Raw genomic sequence first — 18583 nt, 5'->3', positions numbered from 1 at the left:
CAAACGAGAAAACAGGAGCATTTTTTATGACTACGCCAAAGAAAACCGCCAAAACTTCCGGCAACGAAGCGCGCGAGCTTGCCGACTTGAGTGAAGACATCGGCATCCGCTTCAAATATCCGAACTCGGAGCGCGTGTATCTGCAAGGCAGCCGCGACGACATCCGCGTGCCTTTGCGCGAAATCCGTCAGGATGACACCTACACGGCGCAAGGTACGGAAGCCAACCCGCCGATTCCCGTCTATGACACCAGCGGCGTGTACGGCGATCCGGCGGCGCACATCGACCTGAAACAAGGTTTGCCGCACGTCCGCACCGCATGGCTGGACGAACGCGGCGATACCGAAATCCTGCCCAAGCTCTCCAGCGAATACGGCATCGAACGCGCACACGATCCGCAAACCGCCCATCTGCGTTTCAACCAAATCACCCGCCCGCGCCGTGCGAAAATCGGCAACAACGTAACCCAGCTTCACTATGCGCGCCGCGGCATCATCACGCCCGAAATGGAGTTTGCCGCCATACGCGAACGCATGAAGCTGGACGAACTTTTCAGACGACCCGAATACGCCAAGCTCTTGAAACAGCACGCAGGGCAAAGTTTCGGCGCGAATATCCCGACCCACCCCGACCAAATCACGCCCGAATTCGTGCGCCAAGAAATTGCCGCCGGACGCGCGATTATCCCCGCCAACATCAACCACCCCGAACTCGAACCGATGATTATCGGCCGCAACTTCCGCGTCAAAATCAACGGCAACTTGGGCAACTCCGCCGTAACCTCCAGCCTGACCGAAGAAGTCGAAAAAATGGTGTGGTCGCTGCGTTGGGGCGCGGACACGATTATGGATTTGTCCACCGGCGCGCATATCCACGAAACGCGCGAATGGATTATCCGCAACGCGCCCGTTCCCATCGGCACCGTGCCCATCTATCAGGCTTTGGAAAAAACCGGCGGCATTGCCGAAGATTTGACTTGGGATTTGTTCCGCGACACCTTAATCGAGCAGGCGGAACAAGGCGTGGACTATTTCACCATACACGCGGGCGTGTTGCTGCGCTATGTGCCGATGACCGCCAACCGCCTCACCGGCATCGTATCGCGTGGCGGTTCCATCATGGCGAAATGGTGTCTCGCCCACCATCGGGAAAACTTCCTCTACACGCATTTCGACGAAATCTGTGAAATCATGAAAGCCTACGACGTGTCGTTCAGCCTCGGCGACGGCCTGCGCCCCGGCTGCATTGCCGATGCCAACGACGAATCCCAATTTGCCGAGCTGCACACCTTGGGCGAATTGACCGGCAAAGCATGGAAACACGACGTACAAGTCATGATCGAAGGCCCCGGCCATGTGCCGCTGCAACGCGTCAAAGAAAACATGACCGAAGAGCTGCAACACTGCTTTGAAGCGCCTTTCTACACACTCGGCCCGCTCGTTACCGACATCGCCCCCGGCTACGACCACATCACCTCTGGCATAGGCGCAACCAATATCGGCTGGTACGGCACAGCCATGCTCTGCTACGTTACCCCGAAAGAGCATCTCGGCCTGCCCGACAAAGAAGACGTGCGCACCGGTATCATCACCTACAAACTCGCCGCCCACGCCGCCGACCTCGCCAAAGGCTGGCCGGGCGCGCAGCTGCGCGACAACGCCCTGAGCAAGGCGCGTTTCGAATTCCGCTGGCGCGACCAATTCCGCCTCAGTCTCGACCCCGAACGCGCCGAGAGCTTCCACGATGAAACCCTGCCCGCCGAAGGCGCGAAAATCGCCCACTTCTGCTCGATGTGCGGCCCCAAATTCTGCTCGATGAAAATCACGCAGGAAGTACGCGACTACGCCGATAAGCAAAAAGCCCAGCGGCAGGGCATGGAGGAAAAAGCGGTCGAGTTTGTGAAGAAAGGGGCTGAGATTTACAGTTGATAAAAAGGTCGTCTGAAAAATTTTCAGACGACCTTTTGGTTTTATTGGAAACCTGAAATTTTGGGTATATAAACCGATCTGCTTCATTTTTGACGGAGCACCTATCCTCCGCAGCTATTCTCAGACAGGCAGGAATTCATCAAAATTCCAAGAAACAAGTATTTGAAAAAGGTTTCCGGAATTCAAAAGCAAATTCTCGCCACAATTTGTCCTCATGCAGAAAGAGACTGAATGACGACTTATGACAGGTGTCGTATCAAAAAACAAATGACCCGGCTAATGCCGACCTGTAAAACCACTCAACCTGACACAAACAAAAAAGCTGTATTCCTTAAGAAATACAGCTTTTTCAATATCACGATAAACTCGGATTATTCTTCAGAACCGGTGTAAGGACGGATGCTGACCGTTTTACGGTTCAGCGCACCTTTGGTTTTGAATTCAACATAACCATCAACTTTAGCGAACAAAGTGTGGTCTTTGCCCATGCCTACGTTGTCACCGGCGTGGAATTTGGTACCGCGTTGGCGGACAATGATGGAACCTGCCGGAATCAGCTCGTTGCCGTAGGCTTTTACGCCCAAGCGTTTGGCTTCTGAATCGCGACCGTTGCGGGTGCTACCGCCTGCTTTTTTACTTGCCATTTGTAATACTCCTAAGTTTCAAAAATTAGGCGATTGCCACGATTTCGATTTGGGTGAAATTTTGGCGATGGCCTTGGCGTTTTTGGTAGTGTTTACGGCGGCGCATTTTGAAAATGCGTACTTTCTCGCCGCGACCATGGGCTACTACTTTAGCTGTTACTTTTGCGCCTTCAATGAAAGGAGCGCCAACTTTTACAGATTCGCCGTCAGCAATCATCAAAACTTCGGTCAGTTCGATTTGGCTGTCGAGTTCGGCTGGTATCTGTTCTACTTTCAATTTTTCGCCAACGGCAACTTTATATTGTTTGCCGCCGGTTTTTACGACCGCGTACATACTCAACTCCATGAGAATTATGGTTAATATCTCGCACACCATTGTGCGAAACACGAGATTCTATTGCTATTTGCCTGTTTTGTCAAAGTTTATTTCGTTTGTGGGGGCAGGGTCGTTTGAAAGATGTGTCAAACGGGCTTTGCTGCTATAATCGCGCGTTGGATTGCCGATATTTTTTATGCGGCAATATTATTTCCGCCTTATACCCAACCCATTTATTTATACGGCAAGCCTGCTTCATTTTGCCGACTGAGAATGTGTTATGCTCGAAAACCTGCCTTATTTCCAACGCCATCTGCCTGAAGACCTTTCACGGGTCAATGAGGTGATCAACCAAGCGGTTCAGTCTGATGTTGCGCTGATTTCGCAAATCGGTACTTATATTATCAGTGCCGGCGGTAAGCGTCTGCGTCCGATTATGACGATTTTGGCAGGTAAGTCGGTCGGCTATGATGGAGATAAGCTGTATGCTTTGGCGGCAATGGTGGAATTTATCCACACTTCGACCCTGCTGCATGACGATGTGGTCGATGAAAGCGATTTGCGCCGCGGACGCGAAACGGCGAATAATCTGTTCGGCAACGCGGCGGCGGTGTTGGTCGGCGACTTTTTGTATACGCGCGCTTTCCAATTGATGGTTGATTCCGGCAGTATGCGCATTTTGGAAGTCATGGCGGATGCAACCAATATTATTGCTGAAGGCGAGGTCATGCAGCTGATGAACATCGGCAATACCGATATTACTGAAGCGCAATATGTTCAAGTGATTCAATATAAAACGGCCAAATTGTTTGAAGCGGCCGCGCAGGTTGGCGCGATTTTGGGCAATGCCGCCCCCGAGCATGAGCAGGCGTTGAAAGACTACGGCATGTATGTCGGTACGGCGTTCCAAATTATTGATGATGTTTTGGATTATTCGGGCGAAACCGAAGAAATCGGTAAAAACGTCGGCGACGATTTGGCAGAAGGCAAACCGACTTTGCCGCTGATTTATCTGATGCGCAACGGTTCGAAACAAGTGGCTGACGATGTTCGACACGCTTTGGAAAATGCGGATCGCGGCAGTTTCCAAAAAATCCATGATTATGTTGTCCATTCCGATGCGCTGACTTATTCGATTTCCGAAGCACGAAAAGCCGTTGAGCAAGCCGTGGCTTCTTTGGCAGTATTGCCCGATAGCGAAGTCAAACAGGCGATGATTCAGTTGGCCGAGGAATCATTGGCACGGGTTTCTTAAATCCGATGAATTTCAATTTCGTCCCGATGTTTTTGGTGACGCTGATTTTTCTCGGCGTCGTCAGCAACAACAACTCGATTACAATTTCCGCAGCAATTTTGCTTTTAATGCAGCAGACTGCTTTATCGCAATATATTCCTTTCATGGAAAAACACGGCTTGCATTTTGGGATTATTTTGCTGACAATCGGGGTTTTAAGTCCGCTGGTTTCAGGGAAGGTTCAAATTCCGCCGCTGTCGGAGTTTGTCAATTTTAAAATGATTGCCGCCGTATTAATTGGCATCCTTGTCGCCTGGCTGGCAGGACGCGGCGTACCGCTGATGAGCGAACAACCTGTTTTGGTAACAGGTCTTTTGATTGGTACGGTTATCGGTGTGGCGTTTATGGGCGGCATTCCGGTCGGCCCGCTGATTGCCGCGGGATTATTATCGTTTATTGCAGGAAAAGTTTAACACGCTCGCCATAGTTCAACGGATAGAACGTATGCCTCCTAAGCGTAAAATACAGGTTCGATTCCTGTTGGCGAGGCCATCACTGCAAAATATGTCGTATTGAATACCCACCATCTGCAATCCGGCATTACCGAATTCTTGATTTACATTAAGACCAAAGTAAAATTTCCCCCAGTCATTTGCATCTCTCTTTTTTCTCCATCTATTTTGCTATAATCACACCCAGTTCTTTTTTTCAGACGACCTTACTCCAAGATCCCCTGAAACCTCCATTCCATTAAATAAAAAGGATGCCTTATGAGCTTACACAGCGATATTCTCGTCGTAGGTGCGGGACCGGCAGGACTCAGCTTTGCAGCCGAACTGGCCGGAAGCGGTTTAAAAGTTACCCTGATTGAAAAAAGCCCCCTGGAGGTTTTGCAAAATCCGCCTTACGACGGCAGGGAAATCGCGCTAACCCACCTATCCCGCGAAATTATGCAACGCTTGGGCATGTGGGATTTGATTCCGAAAGACGAAATTTACCCCTTACGCGATGCAAAAGTCTTGAACGGGCAGTCCGATTACCAACTCCACTTCCCGCAACCGACCCAAGCGCGCGGCGAACCTGCCGACTGCTTAGGTTATCTGATTTCAAACCACAATATCCGCAAAGCCGCTTATGAAGTCGTATCCAAACTGGAAAACGTTACCATTCTGACCGGTACGGGCGTCAAAGAAGTCAAAACTTCCGAAGATGAAGCCCAAGTCATCTTGGAAAACGGCGAAGTTTTGAGCGGCCGCCTACTCTTGGCAGCAGACAGCCGCTTTTCCCAAACCCGCCGACAACTGGGCATTTCCTCCGATATGCACGATTACAGTCGCACCATGTTTGTCTGCCGCATGAAGCATACCCTGTCCAACCAGCATACCGCTTACGAATGCTTCCACTACGGCCGCACCATCGCCCTGCTGCCCTTGGAAGAACATCTGACCAACACAGTCATTACCGTCGATAGCGACAAGGCAGACACCATCAAAAAAATGTCTCCCGAAGAATTGGCAGCCAGCGTCAAAGAGCAACTCAAAGGCCGTTTGGGCGACATGGAATTGGTCAGTACCATTCACAACTACCCCTTGGTCGGCATGATTGCCCAACGCTTCTATGGCAAACGCAGCGCCTTAATCGGCGACGCCGCCGTAGGCATGCACCCTGTTACCGCACACGGTTTCAACTTAGGTCTATCCAGCGCGGACCTCTTGGCAAAACTGGTTCTCGAAGCAGAACAACGCGGTCAAGACATCGGCGCCACCAGCCTGCTGGAAAAATACAGCACCAAGCATATGCTCCATGCCCAGCCGATTTACCACGGCACCAATATGCTGCTCAAACTCTTTACCAATGAAACCGCGCCTGCCAAAATCCTGCGCGGCTTGGTATTGCGCGCCAGCAACAACTTCCCACCGCTGAAAAAACTGATTACCAAACAACTGACCGGCTAATCCGTTTAAACACATCAAAAGGTCGTCTGAAATGCTTTTCAGACGACCTTTTATATATTTTCCACAGCAACTTTGAACATATAAGGTTCCAAATAAAAAAGCCCCTGTCCGACAGAGGCTTTTCCATTTTCCAGAAACCGGATTATTTCAATTTGGTTTCTTTGTAAATAACATGTTTACGGGCAACCGGATCAAATTTTTTGATTTCCAATTTGCCGGGCATAGTGCGTTTGTTTTTGGTAGTGGTGTAGAAATGACCAGTACCAGCACTGGATTCCAGTTTGATTTTATCGCGCATTGCAGTAATCCTTAATTAACGGTTTAAATTAAGCTTCGCCGCGAGCACGCAAATCAGCCAATACGACATCAATGCCTACTTTGTCGATGGTACGCAATGCAGCGTTAGAAACGCGCAGGCGAACCCAGCGGTTTTCACTTTCTACCCAGAAACGACGTGATTGCAAGTTAGGCAAAAAACGACGTTTGGTTTTGTTGTTGGCGTGTGATACGTTGTTGCCAGACATCGGGCGCTTACCGGTCACTTTGCAAACTCGTGCCATGGTTAGTCTCCAAACTTCTAAAATAGTAAAACGCGATTTATACCATAAAAAACAGCGTTAGTTCAAGCATTTTGACAAAAAACCGACTGCCTGTCGGGATAAATCTTCCAAATGTTGTTTTCGCGAAACGCTTTGACCGCGAAATGAATGAGGCGAAATTATAGCGGATTTCCAAAGCTTCTGCATATGAAAAGGTCGTCTGAAACTGTCGTTACCGTTTTAAGACGACCTTTTCTCTCGAATTAGCGATTCCAGTTCCTTCCGCAGCAACACTCATCAATGCCCTCCTCCGCCTCCGTCGTGATGGAAAGGCGGCTTCGCCAGCCAAATAATGGGAATCATGATAATGAACAAGATACTGCCCGCCAAAAATATCTCATTCGAGCCAACGATAAAACCCTGTTGGGTAATGGTACTGTTTATCAGACCGACTGCCTGCTCTCCGTTCAAACCCGCTTCCGCCATCTGACGGACTGCTTCAGCGGTATCCGGAGAATACGGCGTGATATGTTCAGTCAGTTGCGTATGATGTAAAGCCTCCCTCCGCTCCCACATGGTACTGACGACAGACACACCGACACCACCCATAAAGACACGTAGAAAATTCGACAAACTGCTTGCCGATGCGATTTGCGGACCTTTCATGTGCGACAGAGTAATGGTAGTCAGCGGCAGGAAGAACATGGCCACACCCAAACCCTGCCAAAACTGCGGCCAGACAACGTTGCTCATGTCCATTCCCGCATAAAAATCTGTCCGCCAATGAAAAGTAAAGGCAAACATCAAAAAACTACCGGTAACCAACAGGCGCATATCGATTTTATTGCCGAACCGCCCTATCAAAGGAGAGAGGAAAATCGGCAGAAATCCGATAGGCGCAGCCGCCAATCCCGCCCATGTGGCGGTATAACCGAGGTTGGACTGCAACACCAGCGGCAAAAGCGTCAACGTGCCCATATACACCATAAACCCGAGCGAAGTCGTCAAGACGCCGATGGTAAAGTTGCGGTTTTTAAACAAAGACAAATCGACAATCGGATATTTTTCACCTAATTCCCAAACAATGAAATAAGTCAGACATACCGTTGCAACGACTGCCAATACGATAATTTCACCCGATGCGAACCAATCGAGCTCTTTCCCCCTGTCCAACATCATTTGCAACGAGCCGATACCGACGATCATCAAAATCAGCCCCGTGTAATCAATAGGCGTTTTAACCGTATCGGTTTCACGGTCGCGCAGTTGCTGCCAGGCAATTAACGCAGACAAAATGCCGATGGGAATATTGATGAAGAATATCCAACCCCAATGCCAGTTGTCCGAAATCCAGCCACCGAAAATCGGCCCTAAAACAGGGGCGACCACGACGGTCATCGCCCAAAGTGCCAATGCCAAAGTCCGCTTCTCCGGCGGGTAAGATGCCATCAGGAGGCTTTGGGACAAAGGAATCAGCGGTCCTGCGACAAAACCCTGCAAAATACGGAAGAACACCAAGGTTTGCAAATTCGGTGAAATACCGCACAGCCAAGATGTAATCACGAAGCCGATGACCGATCCGACAAACAGCCGCACTTCACCCACCCGCTTCGCAAGAAACCCTGTCAGCGGTACGGAAATGGCATTTGCCACGGCAAATGATGTAATCACCCACGTTCCCTGAGTCGTTGCCGCACCCAAATCACCGGCAATAACGGGGACGGCAACATTGGCAATCGTCGTATCCAATACTTCCATAAAGACGGCAAGGCTCAGCGACAATGTAACCAAGACCAACCTGATGCCTGTCAACGGCGGATAATTCATCAAAATCTTCCTTCACTGCCGACATTGCCATTCCCGCTTTTAACCTAGGCGGGGTTTGCCGTATCGACTTTCTCTTGAAACAGAATGAGCAAGTCCCTCATCCTGATCGCACTACTTATTTCACTAATTTGCCGGATATGAACGTTTCAGACGACCTGTCGGGATACCGAAGGTCGTCTGAAACAGGTTATTTGGCGTATTTTTCAAAAATCTTATCGATTAATGCATTAGCCGCCGCCCAATCTACGCTGTCCGTTTCCGGGGCTGCCGAATTTTTCACGGCGGCCGCCGTCATCGGCTTGCCCGAACCCGCTTCGGCAATATCGACTTTGACTGTCATAGAAAGACCGACGCGCAAGGGGTTTGCTTTCAATTCGTTAGGATCCAGGCTGATTCTGACCGGTACACGCTGAACGACTTTAATCCAGTTGCCCGTTGCGTTTTGCGGCGGCAAAAGTGAAAACGCGCTGCCCGTACCTGCGGACAAGCCCATGACTTTACCGTGGTAAACCACTTTTTTGCCGTACAAATCGGCAGTCATTTCCACAGGCTGTCCGATTTTCATTTTTCGTAATTGCGATTCTTTAAAATTGGCATCCACCCACAAATCCGTCAAGGGAACAACTGCCATCAGCGCCGCGCCTTGCGAAATTCTCTGTCCGACTTGGACATTGCGTTTGGCAATCTGCCCGCCCATAGGCGCGCGGATTTGTGTACGCTGCAAATTCAGCCAGGCATCTTTAATCTTGCTCACTGCTGTTTGAACGGCAGGTTGCTCGCGCACGGGAATATTGTTACCCAACGCAGCCTGAGCCGAAGCCTCTTCCGCTTTCACTGCTTTCAATGCTGCTTGCGCCTGAACGACCGCCGCCCGGGCATGACTCAACTCCTCACCGGAAATGGCATCCGTACCGGATAGGGCCTCCCGGCGCCGCAAATCTGCCTGAGCGCGTGCCAAATCGGCTTTACGCAGCAACACTTGCGCTTTCGCCTGGGAATTGACTGCCGTCTGCTGCTTGTTTTGACGGATTGCCTGAATCAGCTCGTTTTGCGCCCTGTCATACGCCAGCTGGAAATCACTGTCATCCAGAGTAACCAAAACATCGCCTTTTTTCACAACATCCGTGTCGTCAAACATGACTTTGCGCACTGTCCCGCCGACTTGCGGCGTAATCTGAACCAAATATCCCGCAACATATGCGTCTTCAGTTGTTTCTTCGTGCTGCCAAAACAAAACATAAGCAAAAGCAACGCCAATAGCCGCCAAAACAAATAGCAGCGTAACCACTGCCATATTCCGCTTGCGCCTGTTCGGCATTTTGACCGGTTTGCCCGATGTGCTGGGAGTTTGCCCGCCGTTTGCTGACTTTGTTTCCATGATTTAATTTACCCGAGTATTAAACTAATAGGCTTTCTACAAAACTAACATCCGAATCTTGGATAAATCCGTAGCCGCTCCGATTTACCTTGATTTCAAAAACAAGATCAATCTAAGGATTCGCAAAAAACCTAATATCGAATATTATTTTATGTTTATTAAATAATAATATCTTATTGATTTAATTTAAACGTCAAATAAGATATAGGGAAACGGGCATTCTATATCCGCACCATTACTCAATCAAGTAACTATTTTAAATGAAATATGACAAACCATCCCTTTAATAATTTATTGTCATTTTTCTTTACTCAATATAATGATTATTTAGAGAATAATTTGCAGGCATTCTAATCCCATACGGAATGTAAAACATATCTGAATTACGTTTCATTGTTGCTTACTTACCTCTTTTAATTTCTTATGAAACTATTTCAATATTTCAAATTAACATAATAAACATTTATTCCTAAAATTTAACTTTTTCCTGAGTCGGGAAAGTATCTGTTTCATAATCTTGCTTTTAAGCTGAAAAACATCCCCTACCCTCTTAGTTCTCTTCCAAATAACAAAGAAAAGCATAAGATCGTCTTTCCAAACAAAGAGGTCGTCTGAAACCTATCTTTCAGACGACCTCTTTTCTATTTCATTGTTATTTCAAAAACGTGCTGCCTCAGCCCCTAGCCTGCTTCTTGTAAGAAGCCTGCCAGTTCGGCGGTGTCGAGTGCGATCATCAGTTCTTCGTTAGTCGGTACGACCAAAACGGCGGGATTGGAACCTGTCGGGCTGATGATACCTGAGTTGCCGTAGCGTTTTTCCATATTGGCTTTGGTGTCGATGTGCAAACCCAAATAGTCGAGGTAGGCGACGGTTTTGGCGCGGATGTTGCGGGAGTTTTCGCCGATGCCGCCGGTGAAGACGAGGGCGTCTATGCCGCCGCAGGCAACCGACATCGAGGCGATGTATTTGGCGAGGCGGTAGGTCATGACTTCGAGGGCGAGACGTGCGCCTTCGTGGCCTTCGTCGGCGGCGATTTCGAGGGTGCGGCAGTCGTTGGAGAGTTCGGAGATGCCGAGCAATCCTGATTTTTTGTTCAGCATTTCATCGACTTGCTCGATGTTCATGCCGGCGTGGGCGGTCAGGTAGCTGTACACGCCGGGGTCGATGTCGCCGCAGCGGGTACCCATGACGAGGCCTTCAATGGGGGTGAAGCCCATGCTGGTATCGACGGATTTGCCGTTTCGGATGGCGGTGATGGACGCGCCGTTGCCGAGGTGGGCGACGATCATGCGCAAATCTTCCAGCGGTTTGCCCAAAATCCGCGCGGCTTCGGGGGCGACGTAGCGCATGCTGGTGCCGTGGAAGCCGTAGCGGCGGAAGGCGTGTTTTTTGCGCAATTCGCGCGGTACGGCGTAGGTATAGGCGCGTTCGGGCATGGTTTGGTGGAACGAGGTGTCCATCACGCCGACGTTGGGCAGGCCGGGGAAGTGTTCCTGCGCGGCGAGGATGCCGCTGATGTTGGCGGGGTTGTGCAGCGGGGCGAGCGGGATGCAGGCTTTCAGTTCGTCGAGGACGTCTTGGTCGATGAGGACGGACTCGTGATATTTTTCGCCGCCGTGGGCGATACGGTGGCCGATGGCTTTGATGCGGTCGTGCAGGCCGTGTTTTTCCAGTTCGTTCAACAGCATACCCACCGCGCCGGCGTGGCAGTTGCGGCCGGTCAGGGGAACTTGGCGTTTGTTGCCGTCTTTGCTGAAGGTGATGACGGCTTCGGGCGTACCCAAACGTTCGCCGAGGCAGCTTAGGACGACGCTGCCGCTTTTGCGGTCGATAACGGCACCTTTGAGCGAGGAACTGCCGCAGTTCAGGACGAGGATGAGTTGGTCGGACATGATATTTCTCCTTGTAGTTTGTGGTTGTTTTTTTGGTGGGGTCGTCTGAAAAAGGATGGGCGTTGGGCGGGGTGTGTTTCAGACGACCTTTTGGGCAAGCTTATGCCGCATTTTCTATCGTCATTCCCGCGCAGGCGGGAATCCATATTTGCTCACAAGCAAGCTCTGATAAAAATCAGGAAACAGAATATCGACTGTGGATTCCCGCCTGCGCGGGAATGACGGCGGTTAGACTATTCGACTTTATTGCAATCCTTTATCAAATGTCGTCTGAAACAGTGGACAGTGATGTCCGTCCTACATGATTTCAAAAACAATCATCGGGAACGCGCACCCGCCCTTCCATAATCACGCGCGCACTGCGGCTCATAACGGCTTTTTTCACCACCCAGATGCCGTCCGAACACTCTGCCGCCGCGCCGACGCGCAATGTGCCGGAAGGATGGCCGAAGCGCACTTCGTTGCGCGTTCCGCCGCCTGCGGCGAGGTTGACCAGCGTGCCGGGGACGGAAGCAGCAGCGGCGATGGCGACCGAGGCGGTGCCCATCATGGCATGGTGCAGTTTGCCCATGCTCAGGGCGCGTACCAGCAGATCGATGTCGGCAGCGTTCACGGTTTTGCCGCTGGAGGCGGTGTAATCGGCGGCGGGGGCGACGAAGGCGACTTTCGGCGTGTGCGCGCGGGCGGCGGCCTCGGACACGTCGTTAATCAAGCCCATTTTCAGCGCACCGTAAGCGCGGATTTTCTCGAATTTTTCCAGCGCAGCGGCATCGTTGTTGATGTCGTCCTGCAACTCTTTGCCTGTGTAACCCAAGTCGGCGGCGTTCAGGAAAACGGTTGGAATGCCGGCATTGATGAGCGTGGCTTTCAGACGACCTATGTCCGGAACGTCCAGCTCGTCCACCAGATTGCCGGTCGGAAACATACTGCCTTCGCCGTCGGCGGGATCGAGGAATTCGATTTGCACTTCGGCGGCGGGAAAGGTAACGCCGTCCAACTCGAAATCCCCCGTTTCCAACACTTCGCCGTTTTGCATAGGAACGTGGGCGATGATGGTTTTGCCGATGTTTTTCTGCCAGATTTTCACCGTGCAGATGCCGTCTGAAGGGATTTTGCCTTTATCGACCAAGCCCTGCTCGATGGCGAACGCGCCCACGGCGGCGGTGAGGTTGCCACAATTACCGCTCCAATCGACGAAAGGCTTGTCGATGGAAACTTGCCCGAAAAGGTAATCGACGTCGTGGTCGGCACGTTCGGACTTGTCCAAAATCACCGCCTTGCTGGTGGACGAGCTGGCGTTGCCCAAACCGTCTATCTGCTTGCCGTAGGGGTCGGGGCTGCCGAGTACGCGCAACAGGATTTTGTCGCGCGCGCTACCCGCTTCCCGCGCCGCCTCGGGCAGGTCGGATCGTTTGAAAAACACGCCTTTTGATGTACCGCCGCGGTAGTAAACGGCGGGGATTTTGATTTGCGGCATTCTGTTTCTCCTTGTTTCTGATTCGGGTTTTCAGACGACCTCTACGCCGCGTTTCCTTCCAAAAAGTCCTGTGCAAACCGTTGCAGCACGCCGCCGGCTTCGTACACCAGCACTTCCTCTGCGGTATCGAGGCGGCAGGTCACGGGGACTTCGACGGTTTCGCCGTTTTTGCGGTGGATGACGAGGGTCAGGTCGCCGCGCGGTTTGCGTTCGCCGACCACGTCGTAGGTTTCCGTGCCGTCCAGTTGCAGGGTGTGGCGGTTGGTGCCGGGTTTGAATTGCAGCGGCAATACGCCCATGCCGATAAGGTTGGTGCGGTGGATGCGCTCGAAGCCTTCGGCGGCGATGGCTTCCACGCCCGCCAGCCGCACGCCCTTCGCCGCCCAGTCACGGCTGGAACCTTGGCCGTAGTCCGCGCCGGCGATGATGATGAGCGGCTGTTTGCGGTTCATATAGGTTTCGATGGCTTCCCACATGCGCATGGTTTCGCCCTCGGGTTCGACGCGGGCGAGCGAGCCTTGGCGTACGCTGCCGTCTTCGTTTTTCACCATTTCGTTAAACAATTTGGGATTGGCGAAAGTGGCGCGTTGGGCGGTGAGGTGGTCGCCGCGGTGGGTGGCGTAGGAATTGAAGTCTTCTTCGGGCAAACCCATTTTCGCCAGATATTCGCCCGCCGCACTCGCCGCCAGAATCGCGTTGGAAGGCGAAATGTGGTCGGTGGTGATGTTGTCGGGCAGAATCGCCAAGGGGCGCATTCCCGTCAGGCTGCGTTCGCCCGCCAGCGCGCCTTCCCAATAGGGCGGACGGCGGATGTAGGTGGACATCGGGCGCCAGTCGTACAGCGGACTCGGAGCTTTTTGTGCTTTGCCGGTGTCGAACATCGGTACATACACGTCGCGGAATTGCTGCGGTTTCACATATTCGGCAACAACGGCATCGATTTCTTCGTCGGTCGGCCAGATGTCTTTCAGGCGGATTTCCCTGCCGTCGTCTGAAACGCCGAGCACGTCGTTTTCAATATCGAAACGGATGCTGCCTGCGACGGCGTAGGCCACCACCAGCGGGGGCGAAGCGAGGAAAGCCTGTTTCGCATACGGGTGGATGCGACCGTCGAAGTTGCGGTTGCCCGACAGTACGGCGGTGGCATACAAATCGCGGTCTATGATTTCCTGTTGGATTTTCGGGTCGAGCGCGCCGCTCATGCCGTTGCAGGTGGTGCAGGCGAAGGCGACGATGCCGAAGCCGAGTTTTTCCATTTCGGGCAACAGACCTGCTTCTTTCAAATAGATTTCCGCCACTTTCGAGCCGGGGGCGAACGAAGTTTTGACCCACGGTTTGCGTTTCAGCCCGAAGCGGTTGGCGTTGCGCGCCAAAAGCGCAGCGGCAACGACGTTGCGCGGGTTGGAAGTGTTGGTGCAACTGGTAATCGCGGCGATGATGACCGCGCCGTCGGGCATGAGGCCGTCTGAAGGCTCTTCGTAGGGCTTCGCCAGCCCTTTCGCTGCCAAATCGACGGTGGCAAAACGCGCGTGCGGGTTGCTCGGGCCTGCCATGTTGCGCGTTACGCTGCTCAAATCAAACTTCAACACGCGCGGATAAACGGCGGTTTTCAGGTCGTCCGTCCACAGTCCGGCGGTTTTGGCGTAGGTTTCCACCAATTTCACCTGCGCGTCGTCGCGGCCGGTCAGTTTCAAATAATCAATGGTTTGCGCATCGATGGCGAACATGGCGGCAGTCGCGCCGAACTCCGGCGTCATGTTGGAAATGGTCGCGCGGTCGCCGATGGACAGGCTTCTCGCGCCCTCGCCGAAAAATTCGACAAACGCCCCGACCACGCGTTCTTTGCGCAGAAACTCGGTCAGCGCCAACACAATATCCGTCGCCGTAATGCCCGGCTGGCGTTTGCCCGTCAGCTCCACGCCGACAATATCAGGCAGACGCATCATGGAGGCACGACCCAACATCACGGTTTCGGCTTCCAAACCGCCCACGCCTACGGAAATCACGCCCAATGAATCGACGTGCGGCGTATGAGAGTCAGTACCCACACAAGTATCAGGGAATGCCACGCCGTTTTTGACTTGGACAACCGGAGACATTTTTTCCAAGTTGATTTGGTGCATGATGCCGTTGCCCGCCGGAATCACGTCCACATTTTCAAAAGCGGTTTTCGTCCAGTTGATAAAGTGGAAACGGTCTTCATTGCGGCGGTCTTCGATTTCGCGGTTTTTGCGGAACGCATCGGGGTCGTAGCCGCCGCATTCCACTGCCAGCGAGTGGTCGACGATAAGCTGCGTCTGCACCACCGGATTCACTTTGGCAGGATCGCCGCCCTTCTCTGCAATCGCATCGCGCAAGCCCGCCAAATCCACCAGCGCGGTCTGCCCCAAAATATCGTGGCACACCACCCGCGCGGGATACCACGGAAAGTCGATTTCCTGCTTGCCTTCTATCAACTGGCCCAGCCAGCTTTGCAGCGTCGGCAAATCAACTTTGTCCGCGCGGTTGACCAAGTTCTCCGCCAAAATGCGGCTCGTGTAAGGCAGCTTGTCGTAAGAGCCGGCTTGAATGTCCTCACACGCCGCACGCGCGTCGTAGTATTCCAAATCCGTACCGGGCAGCGGTTTGCGGTAACGTTGGTTGGCAGCCATGTTCAGTTCTCCTGTGGATCTATTTTTCTTGTGGTTTGAGGTTTCAGACGACGTTTGTTGGAAGGGGTCGTCTGAAACTTTAATATTCAGTTTTTAATGGATAACAACGATTGCACGTTGTCTGAAATCCGTTCGGCTCGCGGGCTTTTCCTGCATTTTGGCGAAACCGTGAAAAAAGTTGCCGCGCTGCCTCCGTCATTCCCGCCGCGGCCTGTCCTCGCTTAGGCGGGGGCGGGAATGACGGCAGACGTTGCGGCTGGTTTTTCAGACGACCTTCTCTCTCTCGCATATTTCAACAGGCCGTCTGAAAAGCGGAACCGTAGGCGAATCTCAGTTTTCCGCGGGTAAAACCCACGCTACACGTCGTCTGAAATCCGATTGGTATTTCCTACGGCTGTGGTCCGTCTCAGCGTTCCTCAATCTCCACAAACGCCAAATCTTCAGGGCCGGTGTAGTTCGCGCTCGGACGGATGATTTTGCCGTCTTTGCGCTGTTCGAGGACGTGTGCCGCCCAGCCGGTGGAGCGCGAAATCACGAAAAGCGGCGTGAACATGGCGGTCGGTACGCCGAGTTTTTGGTAGGACACAGCGGAGAACCAGTCTAAGTTGGGGAACATCTTTTTCTCTTCCCACATCACGCTCTCCAAGCGTTCGGCGATGTCGAAGAGGCGCATGTCGCCCGCTTCGCGGCTCAAACCGCGCGCCACTTCTTTAATCACGACGTTGCGCGGGTCGGAAATGGTGTAAACCGGATGGCCGAACCCGATAACGATTTCTTTGCGGGCGATGCGTTCGCGGATGTCGGCTTCGGCTTCGTCGGCGTTGCGGTAGCGTTTTTGGATGTCGTAGGCAACTTCGTTCGCGCCGCCGTGTTTCGGACCTTTGAGCGCGCCGATGGCGCCGGTGATGCAGGAATACATGTCCGAACCCGTACCGGCAATCACGCGGGCGGTGAAGGTGGAGGCGTTGAACTCGTGTTCCGCATACAGAATCAGTGAAACGTGCATGGCCTTAACCTGCGATTCGGTCGGGCGTTTGCCGTGCAAAAGGTGCAGGAAGTGGCCGCCGATGGTGTCTTCCTTGCTTTCGACGTCGATGCGTTTGCCGTTGTGCGAATATTGATACCAGTAGAGCAGGATGCTGCCGAGGCTGGCAATGAGTTTGTCCGCAATATCGCGCGCTTCGCTTTCGGGGTGGCTTTCGCGTTCGGGATGAACGCAGCCGAGCATGGACACGCCGGTACGCATGACGTCCATCGGATGCGTGTGCGCAGGCAGGCTTTCCAAAACCTTAATCACGCGGATAGGCAGGCCGCGCATGGATTTGAGCTTGGCTTTGTAGGCGGCGAGTTCGAATTTGTTGGGCAGGTGGCCGTGAATCAGCAGGTAGGCGACTTCTTCAAACTCGCATTTCTGCGCCAAATCGAGGATGTCGTAACCGCGGTAGCTCAAATCGTTGCCGGTGCGGCCGACGGTACACAGCGCGGTATTGCCCGCCGCCACGCCGGAGAGGGCAACGGATTTTTTCGGTTTGAAGGTCGGGGTTTCGGTGGTTGCAGTCATGGTATTTCTCCTTTGTGTTTTATGGGTTTTGGGTTTTCAGACGACCTATTCAAGGTTGAGGGTCGTCTGAAAACGGTTTTTTACTTCTGAAACAATTTATCCAGCTTCTGCTCGAAGTCGTGATAATTCAAATGCTCGTAAAGCTCGGCGCGGGTCTGCATGGTATCGACCACCGCCGCCTGCGTGCCGTCGCGCATAATCGCCTCATAAACATTCAGCGCGGCCTTGCTCGCGGCGCGGAACGACGAGAGCGGATACAGCACCAGCGACACGCCGTTGTCCGCCAGCTCGCGCTGCGTATAAAGCGGCGTCGCGCCGAATTCGGTAATGTTCGCCAACACGGGCACTTTCACCGCGTCCGCAAATTGCCGGTACATCGCCAAATCCGTCATCGCTTCGGGGAAAATCATGTCCGCGCCCGCTTCCACGCAAGCCTGCGCCCGCTCGATGGCGGCATCCAAACCTTCCACCGCCAGCGCGTCCGTCCGCGCCATAATCACAAAATTCTCATCCACGCGCGCATCGACGGCGGCTTTAATGCGGTCTACCATTTCATCTTTAGAAACAATGGCCTTGTTCGGACGATGCCCGCAACGCTTCTGCGCCACCTGGTCTTCGATATGCACCGCTGCCACACCCGCACGCTCGAAGTTGCGAATCGTGCGCGCGATATTGAACGCCCCGCCCCAGCCGACATCGATGTCCACCAGCAAAGGCGTATCCACATTGTCCGTAATCCGCCGCGCATCAATCAGCACATCTTCCATCGTGGTGATGCCCAAATCCGGAATCCCGCACGAACAGGCCGCCACGCCGCCGCCCGACAGATACACCGCCTTAAACCCGCTCTGCGTCGCCAGCCGCGCAAAATAAGCGTTCACGCAGCCGACCACGGCAAGGGGATTCGACTCCTTCACAGCTTGGCGGAAACGGGTGCCGGCAGAAAGTTGGCTCATGATATTTCTCCTTTGTAGATTAGATTTTTTTCAGTATCGACTCAGCGGCCCGGTTTCCGCAAAACCTGAAACGAACCGTTCAAAAAGAAACAATGGTTTCAAAACCGTTTTCAGACGACCTTTCAAAACCCAAACCTACCAGGTCGTCTGAAAAATCAAAATCAATAAAAACAATCAGTTAACAAATTTAATACAAACAATTCGGCTAAGGCAGAGGTATATGGA

Annotated in this window: 16 protein-coding genes, 1 tRNA gene and 1 pseudogene; 6 read left to right on the top strand and 12 right to left on the bottom strand. The window is 52.7% G+C overall.

Features of this window, described 5'->3' with window-relative positions; all coding sequences use genetic code 11:
- Window positions 1-26: 26 nt before the first annotated feature.
- Window positions 27-1928 carry a phosphomethylpyrimidine synthase ThiC gene (locus NM96_13415; protein AVR80172.1) on the top strand — a complete coding sequence of 634 codons (1902 nt, stop codon included), beginning with the start codon at window positions 27-29 and terminating at the stop codon, window positions 1926-1928.
- Window positions 1929-2299: 371 nt separating this feature from the next.
- Here NM96_13415 and NM96_13410 read toward each other — a convergent pair whose 3' ends face one another.
- Window positions 2300-2572: a 50S ribosomal protein L27 gene (locus NM96_13410; GenBank protein AVR80171.1), complete on the bottom strand. Its 273-nt coding sequence runs from the start codon at window positions 2570-2572 to the stop codon at window positions 2300-2302.
- Between the two features lie 25 nt (window positions 2573-2597).
- Window positions 2598-2906 carry a 50S ribosomal protein L21 gene (gene rplU / locus NM96_13405; protein AVR80170.1) on the bottom strand — a complete coding sequence of 103 codons (309 nt, stop codon included), beginning with the start codon at window positions 2904-2906 and terminating at the stop codon, window positions 2598-2600.
- A gap of 262 nt (window positions 2907-3168) precedes the next feature.
- On the opposite strand from rplU, the gene NM96_13400 reads away from it, so the two are divergent.
- From NM96_13400 to NM96_13385, 4 genes are all read left to right on the top strand, one after another.
- A complete protein-coding gene (locus NM96_13400) occupies window positions 3169-4143 on the top strand; it encodes an octaprenyl diphosphate synthase (GenBank protein AVR80169.1) in 975 nt (324 codons plus the stop codon).
- A gap of 5 nt (window positions 4144-4148) precedes the next feature.
- Window positions 4149-4595: a DUF441 domain-containing protein gene (locus tag NM96_13395; GenBank protein AVR80168.1), complete on the top strand. Its 447-nt coding sequence runs from the start codon at window positions 4149-4151 to the stop codon at window positions 4593-4595.
- Window positions 4596-4599: 4 nt separating this feature from the next.
- Window positions 4600-4674 (top strand) — tRNA-Arg (locus NM96_13390).
- 218 nt (window positions 4675-4892) lie between these two features.
- Entirely contained in the window at window positions 4893-6077 is a 1185-nt protein-coding gene (locus NM96_13385) for an FAD-dependent hydroxylase (GenBank protein AVR80167.1), read from the top strand.
- A gap of 142 nt (window positions 6078-6219) precedes the next feature.
- Here the strand turns inward: NM96_13385 and rpmG are convergent, their stop codons facing one another.
- From rpmG to NM96_13360, 5 genes are all read right to left on the bottom strand, one after another.
- Window positions 6220-6375: a 50S ribosomal protein L33 gene (gene rpmG / locus NM96_13380; protein ID AVR80166.1), complete on the bottom strand. Its 156-nt coding sequence runs from the start codon at window positions 6373-6375 to the stop codon at window positions 6220-6222.
- A gap of 28 nt (window positions 6376-6403) precedes the next feature.
- On the bottom strand, window positions 6404-6637 hold the full coding sequence (locus tag NM96_13375) for a 50S ribosomal protein L28 (GenBank protein ID AVR80165.1): 234 nt from the start codon (window positions 6635-6637) through the stop codon (window positions 6404-6406).
- 276 nt (window positions 6638-6913) lie between these two features.
- On the bottom strand, window positions 6914-8443 hold the full coding sequence (gene emrB, locus NM96_13370; GenBank protein AVR80164.1) for an MFS transporter: 1530 nt from the start codon (window positions 8441-8443) through the stop codon (window positions 6914-6916).
- A 187-nt stretch (window positions 8444-8630) separates the two neighbouring features.
- Complete coding sequence (locus tag NM96_13365) at window positions 8631-9821, bottom strand: hemolysin D (protein AVR80163.1); 1191 nt, start codon at window positions 9819-9821, stop codon at window positions 8631-8633.
- 680 nt (window positions 9822-10501) lie between these two features.
- Complete coding sequence (locus NM96_13360; GenBank protein AVR80162.1) at window positions 10502-11713, bottom strand: acetate kinase; 1212 nt, start codon at window positions 11711-11713, stop codon at window positions 10502-10504.
- Between the two features lie 55 nt (window positions 11714-11768).
- Here NM96_13360 and NM96_13355 point away from each other — a divergent pair.
- Window positions 11769-12018, top strand: a pseudogene (locus NM96_13355) (hypothetical protein).
- Between the two features lie 2 nt (window positions 12019-12020).
- Here the strand turns inward: NM96_13355 and prpF are convergent.
- The 5 genes from prpF to NM96_13330 all read right to left on the bottom strand — a co-directional run bounded on the left by prpF (window position 12021) and on the right by NM96_13330 (window position 18361).
- Window positions 12021-13190 carry a 2-methylaconitate cis-trans isomerase PrpF gene (prpF, locus tag NM96_13350; protein ID AVR80161.1) on the bottom strand — a complete coding sequence of 390 codons (1170 nt, stop codon included), beginning with the start codon at window positions 13188-13190 and terminating at the stop codon, window positions 12021-12023.
- Window positions 13191-13231: 41 nt separating this feature from the next.
- A complete protein-coding gene (acnD, locus tag NM96_13345; protein ID AVR80160.1) occupies window positions 13232-15841 on the bottom strand; it encodes a Fe/S-dependent 2-methylisocitrate dehydratase AcnD in 2610 nt (869 codons plus the stop codon).
- A 79-nt stretch (window positions 15842-15920) separates the two neighbouring features.
- The gene (locus tag NM96_13340) at window positions 15921-16130 is read right to left on the bottom strand and encodes a hypothetical protein (GenBank protein AVR80159.1); all 210 of its coding nucleotides are present in this window, start codon (window positions 16128-16130) and stop codon (window positions 15921-15923) included.
- A 117-nt stretch (window positions 16131-16247) separates the two neighbouring features.
- Complete coding sequence (locus NM96_13335; protein AVR80158.1) at window positions 16248-17402, bottom strand: 2-methylcitrate synthase; 1155 nt, start codon at window positions 17400-17402, stop codon at window positions 16248-16250.
- Between the two features lie 80 nt (window positions 17403-17482).
- The gene (locus NM96_13330) at window positions 17483-18361 is read right to left on the bottom strand and encodes a methylisocitrate lyase (GenBank protein AVR80157.1); all 879 of its coding nucleotides are present in this window, start codon (window positions 18359-18361) and stop codon (window positions 17483-17485) included.
- Window positions 18362-18583 lie beyond the last annotated feature (222 nt).

It is taken from the genome of Neisseria mucosa, assembly GCA_003028315.1.
GTDB classification, from domain to species: domain Bacteria; phylum Pseudomonadota; class Gammaproteobacteria; order Burkholderiales; family Neisseriaceae; genus Neisseria; species Neisseria mucosa.
The sequence above is the reverse complement of the archived record's forward strand: the minus strand, read 5'-3'. Positions and strand labels throughout refer to the sequence as shown.